Source organism: Streptomyces macrosporus (assembly GCF_039533145.1).
GTDB lineage: Bacteria > Actinomycetota > Actinomycetes > Streptomycetales > Streptomycetaceae > Streptomyces > Streptomyces macrosporus.
On sequence record NZ_BAAASZ010000031.1, the window covers coordinates 262,929 to 277,161 of the forward strand.

General features: G+C 73.5%; 14 protein-coding genes. 9 read left to right on the plus strand and 5 right to left on the minus strand.

Features of this window, described 5'->3' with window-relative positions; all coding sequences use genetic code 11:
- The first annotated feature begins 116 nt into the window (after positions 1–116).
- Together ABD335_RS23260 and ABD335_RS23265 are read left to right on the plus strand one after the other, a co-directional pair.
- Positions 117–833 carry a hypothetical protein gene (locus ABD335_RS23260; protein ID WP_344326779.1) on the plus strand — a complete coding sequence of 239 codons (717 nt, stop codon included), beginning with the start codon at positions 117–119 and terminating at the stop codon, positions 831–833.
- Positions 834–1,246: 413 nt separating this feature from the next.
- Positions 1,247–1,681: a subtilase-type protease inhibitor gene (locus tag ABD335_RS23265; RefSeq protein ID WP_344326782.1), complete on the plus strand. Its 435-nt coding sequence runs from the start codon at positions 1,247–1,249 to the stop codon at positions 1,679–1,681.
- A gap of 64 nt (positions 1,682–1,745) precedes the next feature.
- On the opposite strand, the gene ABD335_RS23270 is transcribed toward ABD335_RS23265, so the two are convergent.
- Both ABD335_RS23270 and ABD335_RS23275 read right to left on the minus strand, forming a co-directional pair.
- Positions 1,746–2,417 carry a DinB family protein gene (locus tag ABD335_RS23270; RefSeq protein WP_344326785.1) on the minus strand — a complete coding sequence of 224 codons (672 nt, stop codon included), beginning with the start codon at positions 2,415–2,417 and terminating at the stop codon, positions 1,746–1,748.
- Positions 2,418–2,558: 141 nt separating this feature from the next.
- The gene (locus ABD335_RS23275) at positions 2,559–3,206 is read right to left on the minus strand and encodes an HAD family hydrolase (protein WP_344326787.1); all 648 of its coding nucleotides are present in this window, start codon (positions 3,204–3,206) and stop codon (positions 2,559–2,561) included.
- A gap of 134 nt (positions 3,207–3,340) precedes the next feature.
- Here ABD335_RS23275 and ABD335_RS23280 point away from each other — a divergent pair, with 134 nt between their 5' ends.
- Positions 3,341–3,733 (plus strand): VOC family protein, encoded by a 393-nt coding sequence (locus ABD335_RS23280; RefSeq protein ID WP_344326789.1) that lies wholly within the window; start codon positions 3,341–3,343, stop codon positions 3,731–3,733.
- 38 nt (positions 3,734–3,771) lie between these two features.
- Here ABD335_RS23280 and ABD335_RS23285 read toward each other — a convergent pair whose 3' ends face one another.
- From ABD335_RS23285 to ABD335_RS23295, 3 genes are all read right to left on the minus strand, one after another.
- Positions 3,772–5,187 carry an FAD-dependent oxidoreductase gene (locus ABD335_RS23285; RefSeq protein ID WP_344326792.1) on the minus strand — a complete coding sequence of 472 codons (1,416 nt, stop codon included), beginning with the start codon at positions 5,185–5,187 and terminating at the stop codon, positions 3,772–3,774.
- A 231-nt stretch (positions 5,188–5,418) separates the two neighbouring features.
- On the minus strand, positions 5,419–5,772 hold the full coding sequence (locus ABD335_RS23290; RefSeq protein ID WP_344326794.1) for a YciI family protein: 354 nt from the start codon (positions 5,770–5,772) through the stop codon (positions 5,419–5,421).
- A 159-nt stretch (positions 5,773–5,931) separates the two neighbouring features.
- On the minus strand, positions 5,932–6,795 hold the full coding sequence (locus tag ABD335_RS23295) for a hypothetical protein (protein ID WP_344326796.1): 864 nt from the start codon (positions 6,793–6,795) through the stop codon (positions 5,932–5,934).
- 92 nt (positions 6,796–6,887) lie between these two features.
- On the opposite strand from ABD335_RS23295, the gene ABD335_RS23300 reads away from it, so the two are divergent.
- From ABD335_RS23300 to ABD335_RS23325, 6 genes are all read left to right on the plus strand, one after another.
- Complete coding sequence (locus ABD335_RS23300; protein ID WP_344326798.1) at positions 6,888–8,117, plus strand: CapA family protein; 1,230 nt, start codon at positions 6,888–6,890, stop codon at positions 8,115–8,117.
- Between the two features lie 196 nt (positions 8,118–8,313).
- Positions 8,314–10,557, plus strand: a complete 2,244-nt coding sequence (locus ABD335_RS23305; RefSeq protein WP_344326878.1) for a cache domain-containing protein — start codon at positions 8,314–8,316, stop codon at positions 10,555–10,557.
- Positions 10,558–10,563: 6 nt separating this feature from the next.
- On the plus strand, positions 10,564–12,108 hold the full coding sequence (gene pgsB, locus ABD335_RS23310; protein WP_344326800.1) for a poly-gamma-glutamate synthase PgsB: 1,545 nt from the start codon (positions 10,564–10,566) through the stop codon (positions 12,106–12,108).
- Positions 12,105–12,587, plus strand: a complete 483-nt coding sequence (locus ABD335_RS23315) for a poly-gamma-glutamate biosynthesis protein PgsC/CapC (RefSeq protein WP_344326802.1) — start codon at positions 12,105–12,107, stop codon at positions 12,585–12,587. Before pgsB ends, ABD335_RS23315 begins: the two co-directional genes overlap by 4 nt.
- Positions 12,588–12,609: 22 nt before the next feature.
- The gene (locus ABD335_RS23320) at positions 12,610–13,692 is read left to right on the plus strand and encodes a C40 family peptidase (protein WP_344326805.1); all 1,083 of its coding nucleotides are present in this window, start codon (positions 12,610–12,612) and stop codon (positions 13,690–13,692) included.
- A 233-nt stretch (positions 13,693–13,925) separates the two neighbouring features.
- A complete protein-coding gene (locus ABD335_RS23325) occupies positions 13,926–14,198 on the plus strand; it encodes a hypothetical protein (RefSeq protein ID WP_344326807.1) in 273 nt (90 codons plus the stop codon).
- Positions 14,199–14,233: the final 35 nt, after the last annotated feature.

The window sequence follows — 14,233 nt, forward strand, 5'->3', positions numbered from 1 at the left end:
CGACCTCGGCGGGACGGTCAGGGGTGGTCGGTCGCGGTCGGTGTCCCTCTGCACGAGCGGTCCGTGAGCCGCGTGGACGAGACCGTGCCGGCCCCGGGCCCCGGCACAATGCCCGCGTGCTCTCCGACGCCATCGACGCCGTGGACTGGTCGGCCGTACCGGCTCCTCCCGACCCGCGTTACCGCCCCGAGGTGATCGCCGCCGGCCTCAAGGAGTTGGCCACCGCCACCACGCTCGACCGGATCGCCGATGCGGCGTCCCGTCTCGCGGGCGGCGGCATCGTGCACGACCACAGCGGCGTGGTGTTCCCCTCCGCGAGCCTGGCCGCTCCCCTGCTGCTGGACATCGTGGAGCGGGGTCACCCGCGTGCTCGGGCGGCCGCTGTGGGTCTGCTGGACGACGCGCTGTGCCTCCATCCGCCGGCCGGCCACGACCGGGTGGCCACGGAGCACGGGACGCACGTGCCCGTCTGCTGTGCCGTGGCTCGGAGCGCGCGCGGGCGCCGGGAGGCCGTTCTCGCCCAGGGCCGCCCCGGAAAGAGGCTGCCGGCGGAGGCGCGACGGCACTGGCGGTTCGCCGTCGAGGAAACCCTGCCGGTGTCCGAGGGCGTGGTCGCGGCGTTCGGCGTCCTGGAGGGGGTGCTTCCGAGCCCTCCCGTCGAAGGCGAGCTGCACAGGGGACCGGTTCGGTTCCCCGTGCCGACGGTCGACGTCGAGTATCCGCCCGCGGACGGCAGCGGGCAGGCGTGCCTGCTGCTCGGGGGTGTTCCCGCGGAGGAAGCCGGACCGGGCTCCGTACTCCACCCCGCCGCGTGCGGGGAGCGGGAGCACTGACCGGCCACGACCGCCGCGCCGGCGCGCGTCCCTCCGGGCGGGCTCTCGTCCGCCGAGCGCTTCCCCTCGGCGGAGCCGGTGTCCGGGTGGCGCGGCGGAGTCCGGCGGTGGGAGCGCGCCCGACGAGAGGGACATGTGGCGCTTTTCGGTCGACATGAAGCGGCCGGGGAACGACGTCGCCGGATCGATCCGCAGCTCGGCGGCCCCCTGGACACCTCACCTCGCCCTTCCGTCCACATGTCGGACACGCCCCGCGGAGCGGACGAAGGGTTTCTGAACTGCCCGGATGACACAGTAGGCCACCGGGTGACCGCGAAGGGTGACCGGAAGCGATCGTTCGATCGTGCGCTCGCCGTTCGCCTTCGCAAGACTCCCGTCCGGTATCTGCCACACCGAGCCAAGGAGTGTTCGAAATGCGGTATGCCATCAGGGGTTTGGGGCTGAGCGCCGCACTGGCCGCCGCCTGTCTGGCGGGAGCGGCCGGCACCGCGACCGCCACGCCCGCACAACCCGAGGGGCTGTACGCACCTTCGGCGCTGGTGCTCACCGTCGGCAAGGGAGAGAGCCCGGCCACGGCCACCGTGGAACGGGCCGTCGTACTGCGCTGTTCGCCGGCTCCCGGCGGCGACCACCCGGCTCCCGAGCGGGCGTGCGCGGAACTGCGTTCCGTGGACGGCGACTTCGCCTCGCTGGTCGACGTCGACAGCGACCGGTTCTGCCCGATGGTCTGGAACCCGATCACGGTCACCGTCGACGGAGTCTGGGACGGCCGCCGGGTCTCCCACTCCCACACCTTCTCGAACGCCTGCGTCATGGAAGGGGCCGCGACCGCGGTCTTCTCCTTCTGAGGCTCCTTCCGAGACCGTTCCCGCCGAGACCGTTCTCACCGAGTTGGAGAGGCGCCCGGAGCGATCACGCCCCGGGCGTCTCTCCACGTCGGACCGGTTCGCCGTGCCAGCGCCAGGTGGTCGGACGGGGGCGGCCGGGGAGGTCGGCGCGGCCGGTGGCCCACAGCAGGGTGGTCCAGGGGTCCGTGGTCGTGGGGGCGTCCGGGAAGAGCCGGGCGAGCACCCGTGCGCACAGGTCGGCGGGCGGCTCCCAGGGCAGCCCGAGCCCCAGGACCACGTCGTGGGTGTGGACCAGGGTCTCCACGATCCCCATCGCGGCGAAGCCCTCCGGGTCCGAGACCCCGTACACGTGGAAGGCCCGGACGTCCGGCGGCAGCGTGCGGACCATGGCGACCAGCAGCGCGCCGCTCGCCTCCAGCACCCGCGACAGTCCCTCCGGCCCCGCGTCGCGGTCGGCGTGGACGGAGTTCGCCGGGCCGCCCGGCCTGCGGCTCTCCCAGGCGAAGGGCACGTGCCCGTCCAACGGCGGCTTCCGGGGGCCGAGTTGGACGGCGTACGAGAAGAGGTCGTCGGCGAGGTGCTCGACCGTCTCCCAGCGGCTCCACTCCAGCGTCCCGGCCGTGGCCTCCCAGCCGTCCGCGGGCACCCCGCGGAGGGCGGCCACGGCGAGTCGCACGGCGCGGTCGAGGTCGTCCGCGGTGACGGGGGACGGGGAGGTTCCGGTGGTGGAGGGCACGGTAGGGACCGTACAGCGGCCCGTGGAGGCCGTTCCACCGATTAACGCCCGTCCCCGGCGCGGGCGTTCGGGCGTGCCGGTGGGCCGGTGGACCGGGCGGCTCCCCGCCGGGGCCGGTCGTGGCGGGCGGGGCGGAGGGGGTCAGTCCGTGGCGGCGGTGGCCAGTGCGCGCAGTTCGTGCAGCGAGTCGATGTGCCAGTCGGCGGGCGCGGCCTCGGGGGTGTCGGCCCACAGGTGTCCCCAGGGCCCGCGCCGCAGGTGGGCGACGCGCAGGCCGTACGCCTTGGCCGGCGCCACGTCGTTGACGGGGTGGTCGCCGACGTAGACGGTCTCGTGCGGGGCGGCCCGGGCGAGGTCGACGACGCGGGCGAAGAACTCCGGCGACGGCTTGGCCACGCCCCACTCGTCCGAGGTGGCGATGGCGTCCGCCGGGAGGTCCAGCGCGCGCAGGAGCCGGCCGGCGCGGACGGTCTGGTTCCCGGCGACGACGACGCGGACGCCGGCCTGCCGCAGGGCGGCCAGGGCGGGGCGGACGTCGGGGTAGAGGTCGCTGTCGTCCAGGTGCTCGCCGCGCCCGGCCGCCTCCCGCGCGGCGTACTCGGCGCCGATGTCGATGCCGGGGCGCAGCAGGCGGAGGGCGTCGGCGTTGTCCCGGCCCTGGGCGACGACGGCGCCGACCAGGGCGGCGAGGGTGTGCCGCGGCACGCCGAGCCAGTCGGCCCAGCCCGCCCAGTACCGGTCGTCGCGGACCAGGGTCTCGCCGATGTCGAGGGCGACGGTTCTGATCACCGGACCAGCCTGTCCGTCCGCTCCGGCCGGGCGCGCGGAGGCGCGCCGCCCGGGGTGGGAAATACGGTGCGCGCACTGCCGGTTCTGCCGTGTGCGGGGGCGTCGGTCGTCCCCACCGTCCTTGTGGAGGAACCATGCGCGTGATCGACTTCGACCACCTCGTCCTCAGCGTCGCCGACGTCGAGCGCTCCCTCGCCTTCTACCGCGACAAACTCGGCCTGGAGCCGGTGCGCCTCGACGAGTGGCGCGAGGGCAGGGCGCCCTTCCCGTCGGTGCGCGTGTCGCCGACGACGATCATCGATCTGGTGCGGCGGGAGGACGAGGGTCCGGCACCGGGCGCCAACGTCGACCACATCTGCCTGGTCGTGGAGCCCCTGGAGTGGCAGGAGGTCGTCGACTCGGGGGAGTTCGAGGTCCTGGACGGCCCGGGTCCGCGGTTCGGCGCCCGGGGAACCGCGCAGTCCCTCTACGTGCGCGATCCCGACGGCAACACCGTGGAACTGCGCTGGTACCCGCAGGACGCGTGAGCGGTCGACGGCGGTGAGCGGGGCCGCCCGGCCGCCCGTCAGGGGGCGGCCTTCGGCGCGCGGGGACGGTTCGCTCCGGTTCCGCCCGCTCCCCCGGTCCTCCCGGCCGCGCGGAGCACGCGGAGCACGTGGCCGGGCGCCATGAGGCGGGCGGGCGGCTCGACCATGTGGGCCACCGCCAGGAACGTCCTGCCCAGCACGGGGTCGACGGACGCCGCCGCGCGGTAGCGGGTGAGGTACCGGTCGAGCAGTCCGTCGACCGGTCCGCGCCTCCCCTCCGCCTCGGGGAAGCGCAGGTCGCCGCCGGCGGCCAGCAGCCACGGGGTGTCGACCGCCTGGGAGGCGGCGCGGAAGAAGCGCCGCGGGAGGTCGTCGGCACCCTCGGCGAGGAGCCCTCGCAGGACGATCGCCTGCTGGGCCGCCGCCGTCATGCCCTGGCCGTAGGTGGGGTTGAAGCTGCACAGGGCGTCGCCCGTGACGAGGAAGCCGTCGAGGTGCCGGTCCAGTCGCTCGTAGTGGTGGCGCACGCCGGCCGGGTAGCGCATCTTCACGGGCGCGTCCAGCGGCTCGGCCGCGCGCAGCACCTCGGCGATGTCGGGTCCGGGCAGGCTGTCGGCGTAGGCCAGCATCCCCGCGTGGTCGGTCGGGGGCTCCTCGCCGAACTGGCCGGTGAGGACGACCGCGAACCTGTCGTGCTCCTCCGCCAGGACGGCGCCTCCGCGCGGCAGCCGGGGGAAGGGCACGAACGCGGCGGACGCCCGGCCGTCGAGGAGGCGGGGGTCGCGTCGGAAGCGGCGGGTCACGTAGACGACGTCGGCGCGCACCCGCGTGCTCGCCGGCCGGGCATGGCCCAGCTCCTCCAGCCAGGCCGGGGCCCGTGAGCCCCGGCCCGAGGCGTCGACGACCAGGTCCGCGTCGAGCACCGTCTCCTCCGCGCCGTCGGCGCGCGGACGCACCCTGACCCCCGTGACCCGGCCGCGGTCCGGTGTGGTGACCGGCCCGAGCACCTCGGCCGGCCCCACGATCTCGACGTTGGGGAGCGCGGCGACGCGCGCGCGTATTTGGTGTTCGACCAGCGGGCGGCTCGCGCCGTACGCGATCAGTCCGGAGGGCGCCCGGCACACGAGGTGACCGTCGAGGTACCAGTGGGCGTCGCCCTGGGTGTCCGCGCGGGAGGCCCCGGCCGCCGTCAGCTCGTCCAGGAACCCGGGGAACAGCTCGTCGAGGGCGAGCGCGCCACGGGCGAGCAGGACGTGGAGGTGACGGCTCTGCGGCACTCCCCGGCGGGCGGCCGGGGCGTCCGGGAGGGTGTCCCGTTCGATCACGGTCACGCGCTCGCAGGTGTCGCCGAGCGCGCGGGCCGCCGTCAGGCCCGCGACGCCGGCGCCGATCACCACGGCGTGCTTCCGTGCCGTCGGCTCCGGTGTCGGGGCGGGGCGGGCGGTCGCGGCCATGGCCGGGCTCCGTTTCGTGCGGGCGGACGCGGGCGGACGGAGGGCGAGCGGGATCGGCCGGGCAGGGTCGCCGGGCGCTCCGAGCGTACCCACGCCGCCGGGACGAACGGGGGCGATGACCCCTCCCTGTCCTTTTTCGGACGTGGAGTTGGCCGACAGTCGCCCGCGCGCCGCCCGCCGGGGCACGGGCGCGCGCCCGGCGCCCCGGCGGGCGGCGCGGCCGTACGGGCGTCAGCCCTCGGCCACGGCGTCGAACGGCCGCACCTCGATCGGCAGGGTGGTGGCGCGGGCGAGCCTGCGGCCCCAGGCGAGGGCGGTGTCCCGGTCGGGCACCGTGATGACCGTGAACCCGCCGAGGTGCTCCTCGCCCTCGACGTACGGGCCGTCGACGGCGAGCACGTCGTCCCCCTCGGGCCGCAGCACGGTGGCCGTCTCCGGGGCGTCCAGTCCGCCGCCGAAGACCCACACCCCGGCTTCCGTCATCTCCCGGTTCAGGGCGTCGACGTCCCGCATCACCGGTTCCAGGATCTCGGGCGGGGGCGTGCCTCCGTCGGGCTGGTACACGCTGAGCAGGTAGTGCTTCACGACCGCGCCTCCTCGGTCTCGTCCGGCCGGCACGGTGCCGGCCTCCCACCCCCTATCCGAGCGGCCCCCGCCCGGATCGACGCCCCGACACGGCCGCGTTCCGGGTTTTTCCGCCCACCGCGCGCGCCCGGCCCCGCGAGCGGACCGCGGCGGGTCCGGTCACGTCCAGCCGGAGGCCGTGGCGGCCATGGCCGCGACCACCCGGTCGACGCGCTCCTCGTCCGCCCGCGTCTTCCGGTTGAACTCCAGGTGCAGGAAGGGCACCCGCTCCGCCGCGGCCCGCCGTCCCTGCTGGTTGGTGCGGCCCGCCAGCTCGCACGGGCGGGCCCAGGCCCGGCACACCTCCAGCCCGTCGGCGTCCAGGGCGCGGGCCAGTTCGCGGGCCTCCCGCAGGCCGTCCTCGCCCCTGCCGGTGGAGACGATCGCGTCGTACTCCGGCGCGGAGTCGTTCGCGAAGCCGTGCACCTGGATGCCCGGCATCCCGCGGGCCAGCAGTTCGTCGCAGACCGCGTGGAAGACCGTGTCGCGGCGGTGCGCGACGTCCGCCGCGCCGTCCCGGCCGGCCCCGCGGTGCGCGCCCGCCAGTACCAGGACCCCTCCCGGCGCTCCGCGCAGGACGCCGACGCCGAGCCTCTCGGTGTCCAGGTCGGCGGCGGGGTGCGGCACCTGCACGGACCAGCGGGGGGCGTTGTCCAGGTCGACGTAGACGCGGCCCCGGCCCCGGCCGGGGCCGCCGTCGTCGGTGTGCTCGGAGATCTCGGCGAACCTGCGGCCGGTGGGCCGGTCGGTCAGGGTGAGCAGGCCGAACCCCGCGTCCGAGAGCCGCCGCGCGGCCTCCTTCCGCCGGCCGTCGAGGAGCAGGCCGACGCCGTCGGCCACCGCCCGCCGCTCCTCGCGTTCCGGTGGCCGGTAGCGGTCGTCCTCGGTGAAGGAGGCGGTGAAGTCGGTGATCCGGCGCTCCAGCTCCACCCGGACGTCCGGCCGGTCGGGCCGCTCTCCCTGGCGCGATGTGACGATTGCCACGGTTCCCGCCAACAAGGCCACGACCAGCGCCGTTGCCGTAATCGTTATCTTCCCGGCGGGAAAAATGCTCATGATGAGATAAAAATACCCGAGTGACACGACGCCCTGCCCGCCCACACATACTCCGCGCCTCCCTGGCCCTCGCGCTTCTCACGGGCGCCGTGGCGGGCTGCGGCCTCCTCGACGCGTCGGACGACGCGCCCGCGGCCGGCGGGCGGTCGTTCACCGTCGCCGCCGCCGGGGACATCCTGATCCACACCCAGTTGGTGGACCAGGCCGCGAAGGACGCCAAGGTCACGGGCGGGGGCGAGAAGGGCCTGGACTTCGGGCCCGTGATGGCCGGCGTCAAGCCGGTGATCGACAAGGCCGACCTGGCCATCTGCCACATGGAACCGGTCGTGGGCACGCCGGAGGGACCCTTCCAGAGCTACCCCGACTTCCTCGTGCCGCCGCAGATCACCACGGTGATCGGCGACATCGGCTACGACACCTGCTCGACCGCCTCCAACCACTCCCTCGACCACGGCGCGGCCGGCGTGAAGCGGACGCTGGACGCCCTCGACAAGGCGGGGGTGAAGCACACGGGCTCGGCCCGGAACCGCACGGAAGCGGAGACTCCGCTGATCGTCGACGTCAAGGGCGTCAAGGTGGCCCAGCTGTCGTTCGCGGGCGGCTTCAACGGCCGGGAAGTGCCCGAGGACAAGCCGTGGCTGGTCAACCAGACGTCCTTCGAGAACATCTCCGCCGCCGAGCGCGCGGCCCGGAAGGCGGGCGCCGAGGTGGTGATCCTCAGCATCCACTGGGGACGTGAACACCAGCCGGAACCGAACGCCTTCCAGCTGAGGATGGCGCGGCGGATCGCCCGGGAGACCGACATCGACCTGGTGATCGGCCACCACGCGCACGTGGTCCAGCCGATGGAGAAGGTGGACGGCACCTGGGTCGCCTACGGGCTGGGCAACCAGCTCGCCCGGCACGACGTTCCGAGCGGCCTCTCCGAGGAAGGGGTCATCGGCTGGTTCGAGTTCACCGAGCGGGGCGAGGGCTGGGACGTCCGGGCCCGGTACGTGCCGACCTTCGTCGACATCCCGCCGGACCCGGAGGAGCCGGGCACCGCGCCGAACGACGAAAAGAGCGACGACGAGGGCGCGGTACGGGATCACCGGCTGGTGGACGTCGTGGCGGCGTTGCGCGACGGCGAGTCCCTGACCGGCGAGCAGCGCTCCCGCTACCGGCTCGCCTTCGAACGCACCCAGGGCACCCTGCTCAACCGGGGTGCCGCCAAGGACGACCTCAGGCCGCTGAACGACCTCCCGGACTGAGACGTACGTCTCCCCGCCCCCACGCCTGCGTCGTACAACCTTTCGACACGGGCGCACGTCTTGGAAACACCGGTGTCACACGGCGCTCTCGTTTGGCGTGGCATCACACACCCCACGTTTTCCCCGCTGGAGAGGAGTGCCCGTCGTGGCCGCTTCGCAGCCGAAGCGGCGGCACAAGGTCCGCCGAAGAGCCGACATGTCGCTGTTGGGCGGCATCCGACCGCCCATCGCGATCCTCGCGTCCCTGCTGCTCCTCGTGGCCGGTGTCACCGCCTTCAGCCTCGGCCGGGTGGGCAAGGACCCGGTGCCCGAAGCGGTGCTGACCTCCCAGCAGCACTTCGCCGAGGACGGCGCCATCGCGCTGCGCGCCTCCCTGGACGAGAGCGTCACCGACCTCGACCGGGCGGCCGCCCTCTTCAACGCCGGAGAGCCCGTCTCCCCCGACGCCGTCCTCGACAAGATCGGCAGCGTCTACCAGAAGTGGCGCGGCACCGCGATCATCGAGATCGAGTCCGGCAGGCTCCTCGCCGCGCGCGGTGAGAACCTGCCGCTCACCGTGATCGACCGCGGCCGGCTGGCCGAGGAGGGCGGCCTGGCACCCCGCATGATCCGGCTGGAGAACGGCGAGACCCGGCTGCTCTCCTTCGGCCTGCTGTCGTGGGAGGGCCGGCCGCAGCAACTGCTGATCGCCTCCAGCAGCCTGAAGTTCCCCGGCATCAGCCTCGGGAAGTTCCGCGCCATCGCCGTGGTCGACTCCCAGGGGAAGGTCCTCAGCAGCGACGGCATCCTCGCTCCCGAACAGCTCCTCTCCGACGATCTCCGGAAGGCGTCCGAGCGCTCCAAGAAGCAGCTCGACGCCTTCGCCGAGATCGCCGCCGAGAAGGCCGGGGAACACCCCCTCAAGACCAAGGAGCCCGGCTCCGGCGGTTTCCTCGGCGTCAGCGGAAGCCTGTCCGGGGAGGTCGTCAACGGCGAACGTTCCGTGGCCGGCTACGCCGCGCTCGCCGCCCCCCGGCCCGGCGAGAGCACCGTCGCCACCGGCCTCGGCCTGACGGTGGTCGCCATGGTCGGCGTCGCCGAGGACCCCACCCTCACCACCGATCCGGTCTTCGGCCTGATCGCCGCGGGCGTCCTGCTCGTCATCGGGGGCCTGGCGGTGGCGCTGCTGCTGGGCGCCGTGCAGCGCCCCCTGCTCCGGCTCTTCCTGGAGAGCCGCCGCCTCACCCGCGGGGACGTGCGCAGGCCGGTGACCGTGCCGAGGTTCGGGGAGGCCGCACGGATCGGCCACGCCCTGGAGCGGCTGCGGCTGCAACTGCTCGACGGCCCCCACGACGACGCCGACCCCGCCCCGGCCCGCGCCTCCCGGCGCTTCGGCACCCGCGCCATGCTGGCCGTCTGCGCCGTCCTGCTGCTGCTGTGGTCCGCGCCGATGGTCCTGCTGCTCAACCGCGCCGACGACACCGCCGTCATCCCCCAGCAGCTCGTCAACGACCAGCGCGAGCGCACCGACACCCTGACCGACCGGGTCCGGCGCGCCCTCAACGAGGGCCACGCCGACCTGGTGTCGGTGGCCTCCCTGATCGGCGACCGCACGGCGCCCGAGGACATGGCCACCGTCCTGGAGCGGACCGCCTACGAGCACCTGCGCTACCGGTCGCTGTACGTCCTCGACGCCGACGGACGGGTCCTGGCCCGGGCCGGCGAGGAGCCCCGGCACCCGGCCGGGGAGGGCCCCGGCACCGAGGCGATCGCCCTCCTCAACGACGAGGGCAAGGAGCCGGTCATCGCCGGCTACGCCGAGGTGCCCGGCCGCGAGGGCGCCGCCGTGGTCGGCGAGTTCCGGATCGACTTCCTCAACTCGCTGCTCAAGCGGCCGGGCCTGGGCGAGGTGCGGATCGTCGACGCCGAGCGGCGCGTGCTCGGCGGGAACACCGGCTACCGGGCCTTCGAGGGGCTGCCGTCCCGGCAGATCGACGCCCTGGTGGAGGGCACCAACCAGCGGGTCGGCCTGAGCCCGCGGCCCAGCAGCGTCCTCTACCGGGGCGACGACGGCGTCCAGCTCGCCGCCGCGGCTCCGTTCGTCGGGGGCGGCGCGGCCAAGCAGCTCGGCTGGACGGTGGTGAGCTGGCGGTCCGCCTCCGGTCTGGAGATCCCCGAGTACACCTTCCAGAACCGCACCGTCCTGGCCGGTCTGCTCGGCCTGACCGCCGCCGCGGCCTGTCTCGGCTGGCTCCACATCGTGGTGGTGCGTCCGCTGCGCGAGCTGGCCCGCCAGGCGGAGGCGCTCGCCGACGGGGACCGCCGCACCGTCCTCTATCCGCGCCACCACGACGAGGTCGGCGCCGTCGTACGCAGCCTGGAGCTGATCCGGCAGACCTTGCAGGAGCAGCGCAGACGGGACGGCGCCGCCGCGACGCCGAGCCCGGTGGGAAGGAACTGATCACTCGTGCTCTTCCTCTACGCCGTCCTCGTGACGTGCTGTGCCGTCCTGCTGGTCGCGGGCGTCGTCGAACAGCGGCGGCACTTCGCCAACCTGGAACACATCCCCACCCGGGTGCTGGTCAACGGCATCCGCGGCAAGAGCTCCATCACCCGGCTGTGCGCGGGCGCGCTGCGCGGCGGCGGGCTGGTCACCGTCGCCAAGACCACCGGCACCGCGGCCCGGTTCATCCACCCGGACGCCACCGAGGAACCGGTCTACCGCAAGTTCGGCATCGCCAACGTGGTGGAGCAGATCGGCATCGTCCGACGGGCCGCCTCCTACCACCCGGACGCCCTGGTGATCGAGTGCATGGCCGTCATGCCGGCCCTCCAGGAGATCAACCAGTCCAAGCTGATCCGCTCCACGATCGGCGTGCTGTGCAACGTGCGCGAGGACCACCTGGCCGAGATGGGCCCGACCCTCGACGACGTGGCGCGCTCGCTGTCGCGCTCCATGCCCGAGGGCGGCATCTGCGTCACCGCCGAGAAGGAGCGTTTCCACATCCTCCAGGAGGAGGCCGACGCGCGGGACTGCAAGCTGGTCTACGCCGACCCCGAGTCCGTCACCGACGAGGAGCTGCGCGGTTTCAGCTGGTTCACCTTCAAGGAGAACGTGGCCATCGCGCTGACCGTCGCCGAACTCCTCGGCGTGGACCGCCGGACCGCGCTGCGGGGCATGTACGAGGCGCCGCCGGACCCGGGCGTGCTCTCCGTCGAGCGGTACCGCACCCCCGAGGGCAAGCGCCTGCGGTTCGCGAACGTCTTCGCGGCGAACGACCCCGAGTCCACGCTGATGAACATCAACCAGCTGCTGGACCTGGGCGCGATCCACCGGCCGCTGAACGTGGTGATCAACTGCCGCCCCGACCGGGTGGAGCGCAACGGCCAGATGGGCCGGCTCGTCCCGGACCTCCAGCCGGAGTCGGTGCTCCTCATCGGGCACCCGACCAAGAGCGCCCTGGACGCGATCCCCGCCGAGTGGCGGTCCCGCGCGGTCGACCTGGGCGGTGAGCGCCGGGACCCCGAGAAGTTCATGGCGGAGCTGCTGGAGCACCTCGGGCCCGACTCGTCGCTGGTGGCCATCGGCAACATCCACGGCCAGGGAGAGGTCCTGCTGGAGCACCTGGCCGAGCTGCCGCCCGACGACGAGCAGGACGGCACCGGCCCGGACGCCGCCGGGACGGACGCGGACGCCCGGCCTCCGGCCCCGGAGCCGTACGCGCCCCACCTCGACCCGTACCTGGCCTACCCGGACGCCTACGAGGCGCGGTACCAGCACACGGAGCAGACGCAGCGGCTGCGGGTCGTACGGCCCCCGGCACCGGAGCCCGCACCGGAGCCCGCACCGGAGCCCGCACCGGAGCCGGGGTGGGTCCCGGACGGCCGGACTCCGGACCAGGAACCCGCCCCGCACGTGCCGCGGCAGCCCGGTTCCTGGTTCCAGCCCCCGCCGTACGCACGACAGGTCCCGAACACCGAAGCACCGCAGAACCCAGGAGAGCCCCGTTGATCCCCGCCGTCCTCACTCCCGAGATCGCCGCGATCGGCATCGCCCTGGGCCTGCTGTTCTCCCTGGTCTGCTACCTGACGACCAACCTCTCCCCGGGCGGGATGATCACCCCCGGCTGGCTCGCCCTGACGCTGGTGGAGGACCTCCAGCGCGCGGCGATGGTCGTCGGCGTCACCGTTCTGACCTACGCCTCCACCCTGCTCATGCAGCGCGTGGTGATCCTCTACGGCAAGCGGCTGTTCTCCGCCGTCGTCCTGACCGGCGTGACCTTCCAGGCCACGCTGGTCGTCGTGCTGCAGCAGCAGTTCCCCCTCATGTACTCCAACCAGACGCTCGGGTTCATCGTCCCCGGTCTGATCGCGTACCAGCTGGTCCGCCAGCCGAAGGGGGCGACCGTCCTCGCCACCGGCACGGTGACGCTGGCGACCTACGTCGTCCTCACCGCCGGAATCCTGCTCGGCGTCATGCCGTCCGCCTGACCAACCGACCGGAGCCAACCTGATGAGTTCCAAGACCAAGCGCGGGTCCCGTCCCGTCCTGCACGCCGCGACGATCATCGCCCTGCTGGCGGGCAGCACGTATCTGACCGTGGAGCTCCGCAAGGAGGAGCAGGCCAAGGCCCCCGCCGTCCAGGCGGTCACCGACACGCCCCTGGTGAAGTCGGGCACCGGGCAGCAGACCGGCGAGCAGACGTGGGAGCGGCTGAGGAACCCCGACCGCTCGGTCCTGCGGGGCGAGAACGGGCAGGTGCTGGCCACCTTCACCGACGGCTCCCGCACCGCCACCCTCACCGGCCCCAGCCGCACCTTCACCGAGCCCGCCAACACCGCCTCCAGGGTCGTCACCGAGAACTGGGTGCGGCTGATGCCGGAGCACTGGAAGAAGGGCGCCGAGAAGGAGAAGTGGTTCAAGGACTGGTTCAAGGAGTACTTCGGCAGCGAGGAGGACGACCTCTTCGCGATGGCCTTCCAGTACGTGGACCAGGCCCCGCTGAAGAAGGACGACGAGGGCGTCCCGTACGCCGGCGACGCCGACTTCGGCCCGATCAACCCGGTGGGCGCGGAGGGCGCGGACTACCGGCTGGAGCAGTCCGACTTCTACGACTACCTCGGCATCCCCTACACCTTCCGGGACGGCACCACCATCCAGCCCGAGGCCAAGCGGTACCGGGCGATGGACTGCTCCGGCTTCATCCGCACGGTCTTCGGCTACCGGGCCCGCTACCCCCTGCGGGCCGTGGACGGGGCGGGCGACGGCCTGCCCCGCACCGCCAACGGCATGGCCCGCTCCGACCTGGGCACGGACGTCATCCCCCTGCGGGGCAAGGCTCCGAGGTACCAGCGGCCGGCGTCGATCGACGTCCTCCAACCCGGTGACCTGGTGTTCTTCTGGCTCGACGCGCGCACCAAGGAGCGGCTCGACCACGTGGGCATCTACCTGGGCCACGACACCGACGGCCACAAGATCTTCATCTCCAGCCGGGAAGAGGTCAACGGGCCGACCATCGGCGACAAGGGCGGCACCTCGCGGCTCGACGGCAACGGCTACTACGCCAAGGCCCTGCGCAGCGCCAAGCGGCTGTAGCCCCGAGACGGACGACGGCTCCTCCGGGCGCCGCTCCGGTGACGCCCGGAGCCGTCGTCCGGAGCGCCGTCCGGAGCGGCGCTTCCCCTCCGGACGGCGTCAGACGGGCACAGCGTCCGCATATAACCCGTACGGGTGAATATCGAGAAGTTCGTCGGACCCCCGTTGTAGCGTTGCCCGTCACGGAAGGCGGCAACAACCTCCGCCGCACGCAAGAAAATCGAGGGGGCCGGATGGTCGGCCGTGCACTCTCCCCGGCGGCTCACCCCAAGAAGGAGGTCCGGGAGGTCCTGGAGCGCCTGGTCGCCTCGGGCTGGTCGTTGCGCGAGGCCGGGCACTGGGGACGTCTGTGGTGTCCCTGCGGGGGCCTGTGCACCAGCATCCCCGTCTACGGAACCCCTCGGAACGCCGCCGCCCACGCGCGCCGCATGGCCGCCATGGCGGCGCGCTGTCCGCTCCCCGACGGCGACCCGCGCAGGCCACCGCGGGGAGGTGTTGTCGTTTGACAACAGGTATGGGTTCGGCGACCCTGCTTCTCGGG